The organism is Cylindrospermopsis raciborskii Cr2010 (assembly GCF_003367075.2).
Lineage (GTDB): Bacteria > Cyanobacteriota > Cyanobacteriia > Cyanobacteriales > Nostocaceae > Raphidiopsis > Raphidiopsis raciborskii.
This window is the reverse complement of record NZ_CP065936.1, coordinates 3,643,346-3,660,076: the sequence shown is the minus strand read 5'-3', so window position 1 is coordinate 3,660,076 and position 16,731 is coordinate 3,643,346. Positions and strand designations below refer to the sequence as shown.

At 41.6% G+C, this 16,731-nt stretch carries 20 protein-coding genes; 9 read left to right on the top strand and 11 right to left on the bottom strand.

The window, feature by feature from the left end:
- Positions 1–52 precede the first annotated feature (52 nt).
- The 6 genes from trpA to murC form a co-directional block, all read right to left on the bottom strand.
- On the bottom strand, positions 53–850 hold the full coding sequence (trpA, locus tag C6N34_RS16540; RefSeq protein WP_057178920.1) for a tryptophan synthase subunit alpha: 798 nt from the start codon (positions 848–850) through the stop codon (positions 53–55).
- Positions 851–864: 14 nt separating this feature from the next.
- Positions 865–1,170, bottom strand: a complete 306-nt coding sequence (locus tag C6N34_RS16535; RefSeq protein ID WP_006279115.1) for a DUF3007 family protein — start codon at positions 1,168–1,170, stop codon at positions 865–867.
- Positions 1,171–1,207: 37 nt separating this feature from the next.
- A complete protein-coding gene (ndhL, locus tag C6N34_RS16530; RefSeq protein ID WP_057178921.1) occupies positions 1,208–1,417 on the bottom strand; it encodes an NAD(P)H-quinone oxidoreductase subunit L in 210 nt (69 codons plus the stop codon).
- A 551-nt stretch (positions 1,418–1,968) separates the two neighbouring features.
- Entirely contained in the window at positions 1,969–2,301 is a 333-nt protein-coding gene (locus C6N34_RS16525; protein ID WP_115538735.1) for a YbaB/EbfC family nucleoid-associated protein, read from the bottom strand.
- 76 nt (positions 2,302–2,377) lie between these two features.
- Complete coding sequence (gene murB, locus C6N34_RS16520) at positions 2,378–3,385, bottom strand: UDP-N-acetylmuramate dehydrogenase (protein WP_115538736.1); 1,008 nt, start codon at positions 3,383–3,385, stop codon at positions 2,378–2,380.
- A gap of 70 nt (positions 3,386–3,455) precedes the next feature.
- Positions 3,456–4,916, bottom strand: a complete 1,461-nt coding sequence (gene murC / locus C6N34_RS16515; protein ID WP_115538737.1) for a UDP-N-acetylmuramate--L-alanine ligase — start codon at positions 4,914–4,916, stop codon at positions 3,456–3,458.
- Between the two features lie 383 nt (positions 4,917–5,299).
- On the opposite strand from murC, the gene C6N34_RS16510 reads away from it, so the two are divergent.
- From C6N34_RS16510 to C6N34_RS16500, 3 genes are all read left to right on the top strand, one after another.
- Entirely contained in the window at positions 5,300–5,668 is a 369-nt protein-coding gene (locus C6N34_RS16510) for a helix-turn-helix domain-containing protein (RefSeq protein WP_102981708.1), read from the top strand.
- Positions 5,643–6,248, top strand: coding sequence for an IS630 family transposase (locus C6N34_RS16505; protein WP_083383444.1), 606 nt, complete (start codon positions 5,643–5,645; stop codon positions 6,246–6,248). Before C6N34_RS16510 ends, C6N34_RS16505 begins: the two co-directional genes overlap by 26 nt.
- 282 nt (positions 6,249–6,530) lie before the next feature.
- Positions 6,531–7,544 carry a type I glyceraldehyde-3-phosphate dehydrogenase gene (locus tag C6N34_RS16500; protein WP_057178925.1) on the top strand — a complete coding sequence of 338 codons (1,014 nt, stop codon included), beginning with the start codon at positions 6,531–6,533 and terminating at the stop codon, positions 7,542–7,544.
- Between the two features lie 12 nt (positions 7,545–7,556).
- On the opposite strand, the gene thiL is transcribed toward C6N34_RS16500, so the two are convergent.
- A complete protein-coding gene (gene thiL / locus C6N34_RS16495; protein WP_057178926.1) occupies positions 7,557–8,621 on the bottom strand; it encodes a thiamine-phosphate kinase in 1,065 nt (354 codons plus the stop codon).
- A gap of 63 nt (positions 8,622–8,684) precedes the next feature.
- On the opposite strand from thiL, the gene C6N34_RS16490 reads away from it, so the two are divergent.
- On the top strand, positions 8,685–9,845 hold the full coding sequence (locus C6N34_RS16490) for a homocysteine biosynthesis protein (protein WP_006279108.1): 1,161 nt from the start codon (positions 8,685–8,687) through the stop codon (positions 9,843–9,845).
- A 7-nt stretch (positions 9,846–9,852) separates the two neighbouring features.
- Here the strand turns inward: C6N34_RS16490 and C6N34_RS16485 are convergent, their stop codons facing one another.
- Positions 9,853–10,860, bottom strand: coding sequence for a hypothetical protein (locus tag C6N34_RS16485; protein ID WP_115538616.1), 1,008 nt, complete (start codon positions 10,858–10,860; stop codon positions 9,853–9,855).
- Positions 10,861–11,398: 538 nt separating this feature from the next.
- Here C6N34_RS16485 and C6N34_RS16480 point away from each other — a divergent pair.
- Positions 11,399–12,202: a tetratricopeptide repeat protein gene (locus C6N34_RS16480; RefSeq protein ID WP_006279106.1), complete on the top strand. Its 804-nt coding sequence runs from the start codon at positions 11,399–11,401 to the stop codon at positions 12,200–12,202.
- Here C6N34_RS16480 and C6N34_RS16475 read toward each other — a convergent pair.
- From C6N34_RS16475 to C6N34_RS16465, 3 genes are read right to left on the bottom strand one after another with little or no spacing between them, the layout of a single operon-like run.
- Positions 12,185–12,817: a TMEM165/GDT1 family protein gene (locus C6N34_RS16475; RefSeq protein WP_057178929.1), complete on the bottom strand. Its 633-nt coding sequence runs from the start codon at positions 12,815–12,817 to the stop codon at positions 12,185–12,187. The genes C6N34_RS16480 and C6N34_RS16475 overlap by 18 nt on opposite strands.
- Entirely contained in the window at positions 12,811–13,539 is a 729-nt protein-coding gene (gene trhO / locus C6N34_RS16470) for an oxygen-dependent tRNA uridine(34) hydroxylase TrhO (protein WP_006279104.1), read from the bottom strand. The genes C6N34_RS16475 and trhO overlap by 7 nt, the downstream gene beginning before the upstream one ends.
- Before the next feature lie 30 nt (positions 13,540–13,569).
- Positions 13,570–13,803, bottom strand: a complete 234-nt coding sequence (locus tag C6N34_RS16465) for a DUF3134 domain-containing protein (RefSeq protein WP_006279103.1) — start codon at positions 13,801–13,803, stop codon at positions 13,570–13,572.
- Positions 13,804–14,020: 217 nt separating this feature from the next.
- On the opposite strand from C6N34_RS16465, the gene pipX reads away from it, so the two are divergent.
- The 4 genes from pipX to proC all read left to right on the top strand — a co-directional run bounded on the left by pipX (position 14,021) and on the right by proC (position 16,720).
- On the top strand, positions 14,021–14,299 hold the full coding sequence (gene pipX / locus C6N34_RS16460) for a transcriptional coactivator PipX (RefSeq protein ID WP_006279102.1): 279 nt from the start codon (positions 14,021–14,023) through the stop codon (positions 14,297–14,299).
- On the top strand, positions 14,296–14,964 hold the full coding sequence (locus C6N34_RS16455) for a YggS family pyridoxal phosphate-dependent enzyme (RefSeq protein ID WP_006279101.1): 669 nt from the start codon (positions 14,296–14,298) through the stop codon (positions 14,962–14,964). Before pipX ends, C6N34_RS16455 begins: the two co-directional genes overlap by 4 nt.
- A gap of 328 nt (positions 14,965–15,292) precedes the next feature.
- Positions 15,293–15,874 (top strand): cell division protein SepF, encoded by a 582-nt coding sequence (locus tag C6N34_RS16450; protein ID WP_057178931.1) that lies wholly within the window; start codon positions 15,293–15,295, stop codon positions 15,872–15,874.
- 30 nt (positions 15,875–15,904) lie between these two features.
- Positions 15,905–16,720, top strand: coding sequence for a pyrroline-5-carboxylate reductase (gene proC / locus C6N34_RS16445; protein ID WP_057178932.1), 816 nt, complete (start codon positions 15,905–15,907; stop codon positions 16,718–16,720).
- The last annotated feature ends 11 nt before the right edge of the window (positions 16,721–16,731 follow it).

Genomic DNA, 16,731 nt, shown 5'->3' with positions numbered 1-16,731 from the left:
TAATTTTAATTCAGATTCATCTAAATTGCCATTAAATTACCAATTAATAAGATCAATTTTTGACCGCCTCCTTTAAATTTCGACAAAATTCGGCGATCGCTTTTAGTCCTTGATCGGGTGTACCCTCTGCCAATCGCTTGACTACCGCACTACCGACAATTGCTGCATCAGCTCCCCAGTCTTTTACTTGACGTGCTTGTTCTATGTCAGAAATACCGAATCCCACACCTATCGGTTTATCTGTAACACTGCGGATTTTGTCTAGTAGTTCAGAAGCTCGGTTTTCCATTTGTGACCGCATACCAGTGACACCAGTAACACTTACCAAATAAATAAAACCTTGAGAAGCATGGGCGATCGCCTCTATTCTTGCCATGGAACTGGTGGGAGCTATGAGAAGGGTCAGGTCAATTTCTTGCTCACTTGCTGGTTTCAAGAGGGTTGCAGACTCTTCCAAAGGTAAATCTGGAACTACCAAACCCGACACACCAGCGGATTTAATATCGTCTAAAAATCTTGCAATTCCTCGATGTAAAATGGGATTATAATATGTAAATAAAATTACAGGTGCTTTCAATTTAGGTGTAGTAGCCTTGAGCATTGTCAACACCTGTTCTAGAGTAGTACCTTTTTGCAGTGCACGGGTAGCAGCAGCTTGAATTACTGGACCATCTGCCAAGGGATCGGAGTAGGGAACACCTAACTCAATAATATCCGCACCAGCACAATCTAGCACTTTTAAAGCTTGAGCTGTAGTATGTAAATCCGGGTCACCAGCAGTAATAAACGGAATCAGGGCACACTCTTGATTCCGTCTTAAATTTTCAAAACAACGAGAAATTGCTGTCATCAGTTAGTCATTGGTTAGGGTTGATCATTGGAATCAATCTTAGCTTGTATTCTGGCCAACTCTTCCGGGGAGAGTTCATCCAGACGCTTTTGGAGAAAAGCCTTTTCATACTCTTCCCGCTGTTGGTGGTAGGTCATTTTTTTACTCCCTGCACGGAATAGATAGGTTCCCAACCAACCCATTAAACCTAACACCAGTAGAACTTGACTCCAAATTCCCGCGTCTTGACTATTTAAACCAACCAACTGTAGCACCCCATAAGCTAGTCCGCCTATGAGGAAGATCCCTAAGGTAATAGTAATTGCGTCAATACGTCGCATGAGAGTTGTGACCTACCAAGTTACTAGTTAAATTAAGTTAAACAATTTGTCTGGGTCTGGGTCGAAAATTGGCAATGGGGGAGAGCAATAATAAACCTGGGAAGAAGAAAAAGACCAAGAAGTACATAAATCCACGTTCCACAGAAGTTGCTGAATACCAGCGCCAGTTGAGATAAAACATAACGATCAGTGGTATGGCTAACAGATAAGCTCCAGCCAAAGCTAAATACAGTAGTGCTAAAAGCATAATTTTGGGATGGATGAGAGAATACTATTTAGTGCATATACCATTATATAGCTTATAGCCCCCACACTACCTCACCTAATCCATGGGAAAAAATTTTCCCCAACCTCTTGACAAAGTCTAGGAAAAGCAGCATGATGTTATGATGATGTTTTGGCATCCAACAAATCCTACGGGGGTGTGGCGGAATGGTAGACGCTGCGGACTTAGAAAAGTGAGCCTTGATAGAGAAATCCTTCAAGTGTAAGCTCTCAAACTCAGGGAAACCTAAATCTGATAAGATTTAATCAAACAGACAAGGCAATCCTGAGCCAAGCCCAGTAGACTTTTATGTTTCTGGGAAGGTGCAGAGACTCGACGGGAGCTACCCTAACGTGAAGGCGAGGGTAAAGGGAGAGTCCAATTCTTAAAACCCCAAAGGTAGTAGCGAAAGCTGCAGGAGAATGAAAATCCGTTGACTGTAGAAAGTCGTGGGGGTTCAAGTCCCCCCACCCCCATAAAAATTAATAGCCCCTACTTCTTGTAAAAGTAGGGGTTTGTTATCAGGTATCAGTCTAAAATCCTGGTAGTTCCAGACCACCAGTTAACTCTTCCATGCGTTCCCGCATAGTCTGAGTAGACTTGAGATAAGCATCCTTCATTGCTGCTGTCACTAGATCAGAAAGCACGTCCGATCCCTCGTTTAGTGCATTTGGGGAAATTTCTACCCTTTTAGGTTCCTGGTTACCACTAATAATCACCTTAACTAGTCCACCACCAGACTCGCCCACAATTTCCATCTGTTCCAATTCTTCTTGTAGACGTTTGGCACCTTGTTGCACTTCCTGAGCTTTCTTAAAAGCGTCCGCTATTTCTTTTACTCTTCCCACCAAACCAAATCCTGTCATAGTAAATTTTCCAGTTGTGCTGCGAATAAAAAATCAAATTCAATTATAGTTGTGACTGACCTAGGTCTCCACCAATTCAAGAATAACCATCCAAAACAGGAAACTGACCAATCATTTTTACCTCTGGTTCCAATAAAATTGACCATTGATCCTGAATTTGATGTTGAATATGGCGAATGAGACGGAAAATATCATTGGCCCTAGCACCTCCACGATTAACAATAAAGTTAGCATGAAGTTGTGCGACTTGGGCCCCACCAATTTGATAGCCTTTCAATCCAGTTTGTTCAATTAACCATCCCGCAGTCCGGGGTAAGGGGTTGCGAAACACACTCCCACAACTGGGAAAATTGTAAGGTTGAGTGGAAAGACGGTGCTGCTTGTGTTCTTTAGTTCTAGCTGTGACTTTAGCTGGATCTGCACCTGGTTGAAGTTGAAAAGTAGCTTGAGTAACTATACGCTCATTTCCTTGTAACAGGGAGCTGCGATATGTGTAACCCAACTGTGACCTATTCACAGTTTCTAAAGTACCATCGGGAGATAGTAACTCCGCACTAACCAACATTTCCCCCATACATTTATTGTGTGCTCCTGCATTCATCACAACAGCACCACCCACAGTACCTGGAATGCCAACTGACCACTCTAGTCCTTCCCATCCTAAACTTGCTGCTTCCCATGCTAAACTAGGAATGGGTTCTCCCGCAGCTACTGTTAACTGACCTGTTTGGTTATCAAAGTATTTGTAACGGAAGTGACGGGTAGCAATTACCATTCCTGGTATACCTTCATCACTTACTAGTAAGTTGGAACCTGCTCCCAATATTGTAATGGGTAAATCCAGAGCTTGGGCATACTCCACAGTTGCTCTTATGGCCATTAAATCGCGAGGTGCACTGTACCACTGGGCTTCCCCTCCCACTTTGTAGGAGGTAAACCCAGATAGGGAAATGTTGGACTTAATTACACAATTAGTTCCAGGTAAGTAAATAATTTGATTATCATCTGAATTAACTGTTTTTTGTTTATTTTCCGTCAAAGTAGGGACTGTGCGGGGACTAGCAGAAGACTCAGAAATTATCATTGTTAATGTAAATGGGTAGCTTTATTAACATTTAAACGGAATATCTAGGCTAAAATACGGGTAGCCATCCCTAAAGTGTGACTGTGACTGGTTGACGCAGTGCACTGATAATTTCTGGAATTGTCTGATTTAAATTGCCAGCTCCAAGAAAGACGGCTAAATCCCCCGGACGTAGGGTGGATAATAAAACCGGAGGAATGAGGGCTAAACTAGGTTGATAAATTACTTGTGGGTGTCGCTTGGCAATTTCTGCTGCCAATTTTTCACCGGTAACTTGCTCACAACTAGGTTCACCAGCACTGTAAATATCAGTCAATACAACTAAATCCGCATGAGTGAAACAATTGGCAAACTCGTCCAAGAAAGTCCGCACACGACTGTAACGGTGAGGTTGAAAAATCCCTACTACCCTTTGTCCTGGTTTCGCTTGTAAACGCGCCGCTGCTAGAGTGGCACGGATTTCACTAGGATGATGAGCATAATCATCAATGAAGGTAATGCCATCTACTTCACCCTTAAATTCAAATCGTCTCCTGGCTCCTTCAAAGGTGGCAAGACCTTTGGCAATTTGCCCGAACTCCAAATTTAACAACCTTCCTACCGCCACAGCTGCTAGGGCATTACTGAGATTGTGGCGACCTAAAAGTTGTAAGTTTAATACTCCTAGAGACTTACCTTTTTCCCAAACTAAGGCTGTTGTTCCGTCTGGGCGATAGTCAATGTTGGTTACTGTATAATCAGCACCTTGATCTGGATCTAAACTATAACTGATCCCCGGTTTTAGGCGATCGCGTACTATGTTACAATCAATACTGCCCACTACAACTTGACAACCTCGGGCAAAGGTTTGGAAAGTCTCCACGACTTGTTCCAATGTTGCATAATGATCAGGATGATCTAGTTCAATATTAGTAATTATACCAATTGCTGGGGTATGTTTTACCAAGGAACCATCGGACTCATCAGCTTCTGCTACTAAATACTTACTTTCTCCTAATCTAGCATTTCCTTCCCAGGCATTGACTTCTCCTCCTACCACAATGGTTGGGTCAAGACCTGCTTCTAATAGCATGTAACCTATCATGCTACTAGTTGTAGTTTTACCATGGGTTCCAGCTACAGCAATGCTATGATAGTCAGCGATTAAAGCTGCCAAGACATCAGAACGATGTAGAATGGGGCAGCCCAATTCTAGCGCCGCCCTATATTCTAAATTATTATTGTTAATAGCTGTAGAACAAATGACCTGGGGTAAACTTTTTTGTTGGGTGGATAATTGCTCTGATGGGTTTGATAATATATGGCTAGAAAATGCTCCGGGACGGAAGAATTCTAGATTACTGGCCTCTTGTTGGTTAAAAATATGAGCCCCCAGGGACTCTAATTTGCGGGTAATCTGGTTAGGGCGCAGGTCTGAACCGGAAACGGGCAATTGTCGTTTTGTCAGTATGTAGGCTAGGGCGGACATTCCTATGCCCCCAATACCAATAAAATGAAATGGTCTACCACTAAAATCTATATAGCTATTCATCTTTTATTCCTCTGGCACCACACCAACAAATCTTTGCGACACGGGTATCATAACAGGATTTTGATTTTTGGAGATATAGCTTTCGTAATATTTCTATATCCAATCTGTATCCAAAAACTTACAGGTCAATTTTTGACTGAGTTTTTGTTTACTGGACAATATCCGGAGCAATCGATTCTCCAACCTTTTCTATCCTTATGATGATTATTCTGAAAAATCGGGAACTGTCGGGAAAAAAATCTGTCATATATCTTTCATCCTCAAGTGCGTGATTTTTTGACTTTGTACACCTTACAGCAATTTTCATGTAGTTAAACTACAAAATAAGATAAGCTATAATAAGGGTAATAAACTAAAATAGAGTAGAAGTACTGTCAAATTATATGCCAAAACCTTATTCAATAGATTTGCGTAATCGCGTGATTGTAGCATGGGTTGCTCAAGAGGGATCTCAACGCCAGTTGGCAGAAAGATTCAAGGTCAGCTTATCATTTGTGAGAAATTTAGTACGTCGTTATCGTGAAACTGGGCAAGTTGAGCCAAAGCAATGTGGAGGATATGAAAAGCCTGTAATTGCAGGCCAATATTTAAACATGATCAAGTCTTGGCTGGATGAGAAAAATGATTTACTACTTTCAGAATTGTGCGATCGCCTGAGAGAAACGACGGGCACTAGTGTTAGTATCACAACCATGCATCGAGCCTTAGAAAAGTTGGGTCTACGTCATAAAAAAAAGTCTAAATGCCAGTGAACAGGAGACTCCACGTGTTCAAGAATTAAGGCATGATTATCGTCGTTGGGTAGATACAGTTGATATTAGAAATTTAGTGTTTTTAGATGAATCGGGGATAAATTTAGGGATGTCAAGGTTGTTTGCCAGAAGCCAAGATGGACAAAGAGCAATTGGTAGCGTACCAGGAAACAAGGGCAAAAATATTTCTCTGATTGGGGCTTTAAATATGGATGGAATTCTGGCAGCAATGACTGTAGAGGGAAGCACAAATACAGAAGTATTTCTCACTTATGTAAATCAGGTTTTAGTACCTCAATTATGGAAAGGGGCTATTGTTGTTATGGATAATTTAAAGGTTCATTATGCCGAGCGCGTGAGATTGTCAATTGAATCAGTCGGTGCAAAAGTTAAGTTTTTACCCCCCTATTCTCCAGACTTATCTCCGATAGAATTGTGTTGGTCAAAATTAAAGCAATTTCTCCGTAGTCGGGAGGCACGAACATTAGAAGCCCTAAATGAGGCCATGACAAGTGCAGTAAATTATATTACAGCAGAGGATGCGCTTAATTGGTTCAATCATTGTGGTTTATTTACATGAAAACTGCTGTAATAGGAGTTTCGTCAAGTGTGATCATCAGGATGAGGATATTGCTTAGTGATACTACAATTAGTTAAATTACATGTAAATAAAGTTAAACTATACTAGACTAGGTAAATTTATAAAAAACAAAAAGAAACTGTACTAAATAAATTGAATTCAATAAAATATGTATTTTTTTTTCGATCTAAGATTCCACAGTTATAAACAGTCCCCCCCTTTGCGATATGATCGGGGTCAACGATATCAATTTATAGGCATAAATACAGAGGGGAAGACACTGTGGTTAGAGTTGCAATCAATGGTTTCGGGCGCATTGGCAGAAACTTTGCCCGCTGCTGGATAGGTAGAGAGAATAGCAAGGTTGAGCTTGTTGCTATTAACGACACTTCCGATCCCAGAACTAATGCTCACCTGCTTAGATACGATTCTATGCTAGGTAGACTACAAAATGCCAATATCAGTGCTGACGATAATTCCATTACTATCAACGGTAAGACTATTAAGTGCGTATCTGATCGCAATCCAGAAAACTTACCTTGGAAAGAGTGGCAAATTGACCTGATTATTGAAGCAACGGGTGTGTTTATCAGTAAAGAAGGTGCCTCAAAGCATGTAAATGCTGGTGCTAAAAAAGTTCTAATTACTGCACCTGGTAAGAATGAAGATGGTACATTTGTTATGGGTGTGAATCATTATGATTATAATCATGACGAACACCATATCATTAGTAATGCCAGCTGTACAACTAACTGTCTAGCACCTATTGCTAAAGTTTTGCACGAAAAATTTGGCATTATCAAAGGGACAATGACTACTACCCATAGCTACACAGGTGACCAGAGAATTTTAGATGCTTCTCACCGTGATTTGCGTAGAGCTAGAGCAGCGGGGATTAATATTGTTCCCACTTCTACTGGTGCTGCTAAGGCTGTAGCTCTGGTAATACCAGCGCTAAAGGGTAAGTTAAATGGTGTAGCTTTGCGTGTACCCACTCCTAACGTGTCCATGGTAGATTTTGTGGTGCAGGTAGAGAAACCAACAATTACTGAGGAAGTTAATCAAGCTCTTAAAGAGGCTTCTGAAAATTCACTCAAAGGCATTTTGGGTTACAGCGAATTACCCTTAGTATCCTCTGATTATCAGGGTACTAATGAATCTTCCATTGTGGATTCTAACTTAACTATGGTGATGGGTAATGACATGGTTAAGGTCATGGCTTGGTATGACAATGAATGGGGTTATAGCCAACGAGTTTTAGATTTGGCTGAGTTAGTGGCGGAGAAATGGGTATAAAATAATTCCCATTCATCCGGGAATCCCACACTCACCACCAAAATGTTGAAATCCCTGACTGAGTGTTAAAACTTGGTTGGGGATTTCTTGGGTGTTTGATTGTAGAATAACTTGGTCACCGGATGTAATTTCTCCGATAATTGCTGCACCTGATCCTAATTTAAGAACTAAGGCTTTGGCAATAGTTGGTGGTAAACAGAGTACCAGTTCAAAATCTTCACCACCATATAAGGCATAATCCAGCCATCGTAGTGGTGTTAACCAGTTGTTAGATATGGGTACTAGGGGAATTTTGTCTTGATGTAAAACTGCCCCGACTTGACTAGCACGACAAATTTGTAAAATAGCATCCGCTAATCCATCACTACTATCCATACCGCTCAAAGTAACTGGAGAGGAATCTCCACGGGGTTTTAAACCTGATATGAGGATTTCGTGTAGTATATATATTACATCTAAACGCGGGTTAGGACGTTGGTGAAATCTAATTAAAGCCTGCTTTTCCTCTTCCTTGAGGTTTTCACCCGTTTGAGGGTGCAAGAGCAATTCTAACCCAGCACGAGAAGCTCCATGCATACCAGTTATAACTATAGCATTCCCCACTTGAGCTGTACACCGCCGAATAATCAAATCTGGACTGACCTCACCAAAAGCTGTAATTCCTATAGTTGTAACAGGGGATCGCACTATGTCACCGCCAACGATGGGAGTATGATACTTCTGTAAGCAGTCACTCATGCCCTGATACAGTTGTTCTACCCAATTGACAGCCAGATCTCCTGGTAAACCGAGGGCGACGGTAATTCCTAGGGGAGAGGCGCCCATAGCAGCCAAGTCGGATAAATTAGCGGTAGCAGCGCGCCAACCTGCATCCTTGGGAGAGGTAGTAAGATTGCTAAAATGTACACCATCTACTAACATGTCTGTGGTTACAACCAAATGGTGTGCGGGTTTAGTCGGCAAAACTGCACCATCATCCCCTATAATATGGGGAGGACAAAAGCTCTGTAATTTCTGCAAAAGACCCTGTTCCCCCAGGTCACGAACTCTGAGGTATTCTCCCCCTAAATCAGCCATCTTGTTTTCTCTTCCATATATTACCATATATTAATAATCATAATATTCAGATTACTAAATACAATGCGAACTATTGCCGAAATTAATCAAAAGATCATTGAAAAGCGTGCCGTAGTCTGGACCGTGGAAGAGGTAAAAAAACGAGTTGCCCAAAATGGTATACTAAAAACGGCCCAACAGGTTGATGTGATTACCACAGGAACCTTTGAACCTATGGAATCAAGCGGGGCGATTATTAACTTAGGACACACTGACCCACCAATTAAAATTCGTCGTTGTTGGTTAGATGGGGTTCCCGCATATTCTGGGTTTGGGGCGGTGGACCTATATTTGGGCGCCAGTTGCGCAGTGGAAACCATGGAAGGGGAAGAACTAAGAGAACGCGGTGGTGGTCACGTGATTCAAGATTTAATTGCTGGTAAATCCGTACAAGTCAGAGCATTAGGACAAATTACCGATTGTTACCCTAGAGCTACCCTGGAAGCTAAAGTTACCCGAGAGACGATTAATCAGTTCTACCTATTTAATCCGCGCAATCTTTATCAAAACTTCATTGTTGGTGTTAATGGATCCGAGGAACCGTTATATACTTACCTAGGACCATTACAACCGCGTTTAGGAAATGCAGTGTACTCCAATCCAGGAGCATTGTCTCCCCTAATGAACGATCCCGATTTACAACTGGTGGGAATTGGGACCAAAATCTTTTTAGGTGGGGGAATAGGCTATGTGGTTTGGGAAGGTACACAACACTTTCCCCTACAAAAGCGGTTAGAGAATCGAACCCCCATTGGACCATCTGCCACTTTAGCACTAATTGGTGATGCCAAACAAATGGATGCGCGTTGGGTAAGAGGGTGTTACTTTAAAAGTTATGGACCTTCATTAATGCTAGGGGTAGGAGTACCACTTCCAGTATTAAACGAAGAAGTGGTTAAACGTTGTGCAGTAACTGATCAAGACTTAGTAGCGCCCATTGTGGATTTTTCCATTCCCCGTCGTGTAAGACCTACCTTTGGATTAGTAAGTTACGCCCAATTAAAGTCTGGGAGGATCCCCATCGAGGGTAAACCTGTACGAGCTGCTCCCCTAGCTAGCATGTTACTATCCCGACAAGTAGCTCTAGAGTTGAAACAGTGGATACAGTCGGGTCAATTTACCCTGACGGAACCCGTAGCTCCTATTCCCATGGACAGAGCTTTTTTACCTTTTACAGTAAACTAACCCAACTTTAATGGTTGTCTTGGGGTTTTAGCTTTTTCACTGGTTTAGTGATAGATGGTTTTGGTAAGGGTTTCGAGGAGTAAGAACCATCTCCATCCATTCTTGTAATGGGTCGAGCATTTTCTCCGGGATTTTTAACAAATGGTTTCCTGGTAACACCAGGACGGGGTCCACCTCTAAAAGTTGGTTTGCGTTTTTTGGGCAAATCAGCAACTGCTTCCGCAGTTTCCACCACTAACCCATCAGTTTCACGCTTGACTTTAAAGTCCCAAAATTTACCTATTGCTTTCATGGCCAGCACACCGTGAAGTTTCAACTTAAAATATTTGGGTTTTTCCGTTGGTTTCCGTGGAGCTTGTTTGATTTTTACTACCAAACTCCTGGTCTCGAAAGATTGGTAAACTACCTCTCCACGAACGGAAAATTCACCATCAGGAATTTGATCTGAGGTTTTTAAAGCTGATGTACTTTCCGTAGTGTTTTGACGAGAGGATTTTCTATTAGTTGCAACTGGTTCTGATGTTTCCCCAGACAAGGAAGGTCCATCTGTGGACTGTTTAGCAAGATTTTCCGGTTCCCAAACCCCTACAATTTGAATATGTAGAGATTCATTTTCTTGTCTGGTACGGGGATAAACTACCCACAGGTGTTCTTTTTGTAAATCCAGATGCTTTTTGACTAAGCTCATAACTCGACCCAGCAGAACAGCATTTAACTGCACACCATCAGTTGTAATCAGGGTGCCCTGGGTGAACTGTTCGCTGCTAGGGGAGTAGCTACCCCGAATCAAACCAATCGCCCTGTATTGCATTAGTTCGCTAGCAGGAGGAATTGGTTGTTGACGGTTCCTAAGCTTCTCAAGACTTTCCCCATCTTGGACTTTGACGGATAAATTATCAGGTTTGGTTTGTGGTGATTTAACAGGTAATTTGCCTGTTAAGTCAATTTTGGCTGAAGCCTGACTAGAGGCGGTAATACTGGCAGATTCGAAAGACGGTATCAGGTCGGAATTCATAAAAACTCCTTAGATCGGAGATAGGTCCCATGGTGGGACTGAACAAAAGTGTGTGGAAGTTGCACGGCTAATAAAAGAAAGGTATACTTGCTTTGAATTTAGCCATTGCAGGTTAGGCTTTGAAATGTATCATTTGCAGAATGAATGGGTCAAATTAATTCCTAGCTGATTCTTGATAATTCTCAATCTCAATTAGGGAAGATTTTGACTGGTACTAATTTCTTAGTTCCAATTCGCAAATGCTAAATTCCTGATTTAACTAGGTTATAACTCACATTCTGGGGTGAGTGAGGAATTATCCACCAATCATTAGTTTGCTCAGTTATCACTCCATGGCTACAATTATGCTGATGATCCTACAACTGTCACCTAATTTATGGACAAAGCTATAACCGTCTACTTTAAAAGTTTAGATACTCCTGATGGTCTTTGGTCATAAAATTCACAGTTAAATCACCTATTCCGCTAAGTTTTACAAAGTATTAACTTTATTCCCTTCTAAGGGGCTTATTTATTCAAGTACAACACAGGTAAAGTAGTGTCAAAACAAGGTAATCGCTGGCTAATTCAGATAGTCTTGCTGCTGGCAGTTGCAGCGTTTATTGGTGTGTCCATCATACCTATTTTGGGAACTCTCAATGCTCCACGTCCCCAAAATTCCCCAGAAAATCCCCGGTTAGCAGACCAAATTCGTGGCTATGAACTGGTTTTACAGCGGGAACCGGAAAATCAAACTGTTCTCAAGCAGTTATTACAGGTTAGGTTGCAAATTCTCAGTCAAAAGCCCAATAGTGAGGTTCAACCTGCTGATATTCAAGGGGTGATTGAAACTCTACAAAAGTTGAGTCGATTAAATCCAGATAATTTGGAATATAAGGTTTTACTAGCACAGGCAACCCAACAAATAGGAAATACACAGGAAGCAAGCCAAATTTATCGCTCTATTCTCCAGACCCAGCCTGGTAACATCCAGTCACTACAAGGTCTAGTTAAATTAGAACTAGACCAGAAACGTCCAGAAGTAGCTATTCAGTTTCTTAAAGAAACCATATCCAATGCTGAAAAGTCTAATTCTGTTCAACCAGGAAGTTTTGACATTATAGCTATACAATTACTTTTAGGTAGGGTATATTCTTCTCAAAAAAACCCTGATCAAGCAATATCTTTATATGAGGAGGTGATGAAACAATATCCCCAGGATTTTCGCCCCGTTTTAGCAAAGGCAATTCTCTTGAAAGAGCAGGGTAAAATTAATGAGGCAAAACCCTTGTTTGACAGTGCTCTGACTCTGGCTCCCGCTCAATACAAGGATGAGATTAAAAACTTAACCTCCGGTTTTTAGCTCTATGGCGGCTATAATACCAAAAATAATGAATAAAATGCCGCCTATCAGGGTAATCTGTTTTTCCGAAATTCTCCCCGCTATTACTCCCCCACCTATAACCGCTATGAGGGCGCATATTGCATGTCCCAATATTGCTCCCCCCGTTACACCTATAGCATTATTACCTGCTGCTAACGCTATCGTGGCTATTTGTGTGCGATCGCCCCATTCAGCTATAAAAGTTAATACAAAGGACTTGAGTAAAACTGCCCATGGACTTGTTGACTGATTAGTAACTTGGGACTTTTTCACTTCTTCTCTAGCTTCTTCCATTACCTCCTGATTTTCCGTAGGTTTCATTTTGCCAGCATCATAGAGTAGTTTCAAACCAAAGGCGATGAATAAGACTATTTCCCCATAACGTACATATATTTGGGAATCTTGCGTTATACTGGACAAGACTTGGCCAAATAGCACAGATAAGATTGTCATTGCCATTAAGGCTAAGGTCACACCTGCAAACACCAGTTTTTTTGAGTGCTGCATAGACAGAATAACGGCAATAAAGAAGGTTTTATCGCCCAGTTCAGAAATTGTAATTAGTATTAAGCTGGTGGTAAAGGCGGTTAGCATTCTTCCATAGTCCCATTCACCACACCTCGGTCATCAAAGACAAAACACTCTCCTTCCCATAAACTTTCCTCCCCGGTTACCTCCTCTAGATACTTCAATATCCCTCCCTTGAGGTGGTAAACCTCTTGAAAGCCTTGTGATAGCAGATAGGATGATGCTTTTTCACAGCGAATACCACCTGTACAAAATAAAGCGATTTTCTGATTCTTATCTGGGTGCAAGTTCTTGCTTACATAATCGGGGAATTCTCTAAAGATACGGGTATGGGGATTACATGATCTCTTAAAAGTGCCAATGCTGACCTCATAATCATTACGAGTATCAACCACCGTAACATTGGGGTTCAGAAGTAAAGCATTCCATTCTTGAGGACTGACGTACTTTCCCACCCGTTGATTAGGATCCACCTCTGGTATTCCCAGGGTAACAATTTCTCGCTTCAGACGGACCTTCATCCTCCGGAAAGGGGGGGTATGAGTGTATGATTCCTTATGCTCCAGATCCATCAACCTCCCATCATGACGAAGAAATGCTAAAACCCGGTCAATTCCACCACGAGAACCAGCTATTGTGCCATTAATTCCTTCAGTTGCCAATAGAATTGTTCCTTTGACAGCATGCTCCTGGCAAAAAGACAATAGAGGTGCTTGTAGTTGTTGATAATCCGGTAAACTGACAAATTTATAGAGAGTTGCTACAACCGTACTATTTTCTTGATTCATTCCCCGAGAGATGATATTGATAACAGCGTATTATTCTTCCAAGTCGGAACCTGGTTCATCATCATTATCATAGACTAAATCATCCAGATCAATAATTTCAGCAATTTCTTCTTCCACCTCACTGGTCAGGTCAGTCTCCACATTATCGCGTGCCATCAAACGCCCTGTAGACTTTAACCATTCCAAGAGAATAAATTCATTGCTTGTACGAATTACGGTAGCTCGTTGATTACGTGGTTGTTCGTGTAAAGGACTTTTAATCATAAGAAGAGTTAAGCAAAGTGTGCGACACCAAATTATAATCTATATTTGTATTTGTGTCATGAGACCATAATTATGGCAAGATAGAGACAAACTCATGGAACAGGAAGTTCACATAATCAGCCAAAAAAAATTCTGGTCGAGGGATATTTATTATCATCGGAATGATTGTGTGAGACCCGAAAAAAGAATATATACTCCCAAATTTGACGATTATTAAATGAATCCAGAGCACTCAGAAACCTACATCAATCATCCCACATGGGGTTTACTCTATAAGATCTCCACCCTTGATGATAACCAAGAGCTATTTACTACACTATATGCCCAACGCCTATTTTTTTTGGTAACCAGTGACGTTAAGGGGATGAAATTTCAGTCCATTGGTAGGACTGAAGCCAGAATGATGCTAGAAAATCGTTTACGTAGTTTACGTCGCAGTGGTAAACCACAGGAGTATGATCAGCTTCAAGGAGTTTTCCAGCGTACATTCCAATGACAAGTTCAATTGCTGAACGCGTAACAATCATTCGCGCCCAACTACCCCCATCAGTAAGGTTAATAGCTGTTAGTAAGCAGGTATCAACTCAATTGATGCGGGAAGCCTATGGGGCTGGTATTCGTGATTTTGGTGAAAGTCGCATTCAAGAGGCGGCGAGTAAACAAATTGAGTTGCAAGATCTACCGGACATTACTTGGCACTTTATTGGTCACTTACAAAGTAACAAAGCTAAAAAGGCTGTGGAGTTATTTTCCTGGATTCATTCGGTAGATAATCTACACATTGCTGAGCGTCTCCACACTATAGCTCAAACAATGGGAACTAATCTATACAGTTGCCTACAGGTCAAAATTCTCCCAGACCCCCAAAAATCCGGTTGGACAGTGCCCCAATTGTTAGCGGAATTACCATTCCTAAGTCAATACCAAAGTTTACAAATTCAAGGTTTGATGACAATTCCTCCCTGGGGCTTAAAGGAAGAGCAAATATTGCATGTATTTAATCATACTTACAATCTAGCTCAAGAAATTGCCTCCCAAAAATGGGCAAATATAGAAATGAGGGAACTATCTATGGGTATGTCTGGGGACTATGAGTTGGCGGTAAAAGCTGGTGCTACCATGGTGAGACTGGGGACAATTTTATTTGGGAATCGCCCTTAGAGTTGATTTCAGGTTTGAGATCTTTTTCCCTGTTAAAGATGTAAAATAGAAAACCAACTACTGGTAATTAAGTAAGTATTTATTAGAATATGTGGTATCCTAACCCCCTTGACAAATTCGATCATTGGGACAGAATTGGGATGAAATAACTTTTTATTGTAAGGATGTATAGGATACTATCTTTTTTCATCGTTATTTCTAACAAGTTTTTTGAAGAGCAGTTGTTTAGTATAATCCGTCAGGTAAATACTAACAACAGTAAGGAACGAAGCCCACAGCAGCTAGATTTACATCGGATCAATTAAGGTAATTTCCAGGAGCATGAAAAATGAACAACATATTTTCTAAACTCAGAGATTTTGTGGGCTTGAATGAGCCAGTAGAATATGAGTACTACGAGGAGGAGCAGGATAATGATAACTATCAACCGGGTTATCAACCAGAAAATCCTCAGCCAGCTCCACAGGAAACCACCACTAGCAATAGAAGGTGGCGAGAAACCCCCCCAACAGTAAACCAAGAAGAAGTAGCAGGATCAAAACATATGACTAATGTGATTGGTATGCCAGGTGCGATTAATGGAATTTCAGAGGTTTTGGTTTTAGAACCCCGCACTTTTGAGGAAATGCCTCAAGCGATTCAAGCATTGCGAGAGCGCAAGTCTTTAGTGTTGAACCTAACAATTATGGATCCAGATCAAGCTCAAAGGGCTGTGGACTTTATTGCTGGTGGTACTTACGCTTTAGATGGTCATCAAGAAAGAATAGGTGAAAGTATATTCTTATTTACTCCTAGTTGTGTACAAGTTAGTACCCAAGGGGGATTTTTGCATGAAGTTCCCCAACCTCCAGTACGCCCGGTTCGGAACACCGGTAATTGGGGAAGTGAGCCCAATCGTATGGTACAATAAAGACTAAACCAATGGACGACTAATCACTAAATGACTATTAAATTGGGTTTAATTGGGGGCGGGGTGATGGGAGAAGCCATTTTATCCCGTCTCCTGGCCAGGGAAATTTACCAAGTATCAGAAGTAATCGTTAGTGAACCTCAGGAAGCTCGAAGGAGTTTTTTGCACCAAAGGTATGGGGTGTCTGTAACCAATGACAATGGTCAGATGTGGTCTCAAGTGAAAGAAGCAGTGATTTTGGCTGTCAAACCTCAAATCCTTTCTGCTGTGGTTGAGGAAGTGGTTGATATGTTGCCCATAGAACCTTCTCCATTAATGATTTCTATTCTAGCTGGGGTGTCCTTAAAACAATTGGAGAACTCCTTTCCTGGAGTGTCTATAGTTCGTGCCATGCCAAATACACCAGCGACGGTGGGTGCGGGGATGACTGCTATTTGTTGTGGAGGGCACATCCAACCTACTCATCACCACATAGCTACAAGAATTTTTCAAGCTGTGGGGGAGGTGGTAGAAGTGTCTGAAAGCCTCATGGACGCTGTGACTGGTTTATCTGGGAGTGGTCCTGCCTATGTAGCATTAATGATAGAAGCATTGGCTGATGGAGGAGTAGCATCCGGTTTACCTAGAGCAGTGGCTAAACAATTAGCTCTACATACGGTGTTGGGGACAGCAAAACTAATTGCAGAAACTAATATACATCCAGCAGAATTGAAAGACCAGGTAACCAGTCCAGGGGGAACAACCATTGCTGGGGTGAGGGAATTAGAGAGGGCTGGTTTTCGTTCTGCTTTAATGGAAGCTGTTAAAACTGCGGCTGAACGCTCGCGGGAACTGGGTGTTTATTAGGGCGAAAAAAG

Bases quoted from the DNA above. Each gene is read 5' to 3' on its own strand.
- trpA (WP_057178920.1), bottom strand. From the start codon at position 850: ATGACAGCAATTTCTCGTTGTTTTGAAAATTTAAGACGGAATCAAGAG.
- C6N34_RS16535 (WP_006279115.1), bottom strand. From the start codon at position 1,170: ATGCGACGTATTGACGCAATTACTATTACCTTAGGGATCTTCCTCATA.
- ndhL (WP_057178921.1), bottom strand. From the start codon at position 1,417: ATGCTTTTAGCACTACTGTATTTAGCTTTGGCTGGAGCTTATCTGTTA.
- C6N34_RS16525 (WP_115538735.1), bottom strand. From the start codon at position 2,301: ATGACAGGATTTGGTTTGGTGGGAAGAGTAAAAGAAATAGCGGACGCT.
- murB (WP_115538736.1), bottom strand. From the start codon at position 3,385: ATGATAATTTCTGAGTCTTCTGCTAGTCCCCGCACAGTCCCTACTTTG.
- murC (WP_115538737.1), bottom strand. From the start codon at position 4,916: ATGAATAGCTATATAGATTTTAGTGGTAGACCATTTCATTTTATTGGT.
- C6N34_RS16510 (WP_102981708.1), top strand. From the start codon at position 5,300: ATGCCAAAACCTTATTCAATAGATTTGCGTAATCGCGTGATTGTAGCA.
- thiL (WP_057178926.1), bottom strand. From the start codon at position 8,621: ATGGCTGATTTAGGGGGAGAATACCTCAGAGTTCGTGACCTGGGGGAA.
- C6N34_RS16490 (WP_006279108.1), top strand. From the start codon at position 8,685: ATGCGAACTATTGCCGAAATTAATCAAAAGATCATTGAAAAGCGTGCC.
- C6N34_RS16485 (WP_115538616.1), bottom strand. From the start codon at position 10,860: ATGAATTCCGACCTGATACCGTCTTTCGAATCTGCCAGTATTACCGCC.
- C6N34_RS16475 (WP_057178929.1), bottom strand. From the start codon at position 12,817: ATGCTAACCGCCTTTACCACCAGCTTAATACTAATTACAATTTCTGAA.
- trhO (WP_006279104.1), bottom strand. From the start codon at position 13,539: ATGAATCAAGAAAATAGTACGGTTGTAGCAACTCTCTATAAATTTGTC.
- C6N34_RS16465 (WP_006279103.1), bottom strand. From the start codon at position 13,803: ATGATTAAAAGTCCTTTACACGAACAACCACGTAATCAACGAGCTACC.
- pipX (WP_006279102.1), top strand. From the start codon at position 14,021: ATGAATCCAGAGCACTCAGAAACCTACATCAATCATCCCACATGGGGT.
- C6N34_RS16455 (WP_006279101.1), top strand. From the start codon at position 14,296: ATGACAAGTTCAATTGCTGAACGCGTAACAATCATTCGCGCCCAACTA.
- C6N34_RS16450 (WP_057178931.1), top strand. From the start codon at position 15,293: ATGAACAACATATTTTCTAAACTCAGAGATTTTGTGGGCTTGAATGAG.
- proC (WP_057178932.1), top strand. From the start codon at position 15,905: ATGACTATTAAATTGGGTTTAATTGGGGGCGGGGTGATGGGAGAAGCC.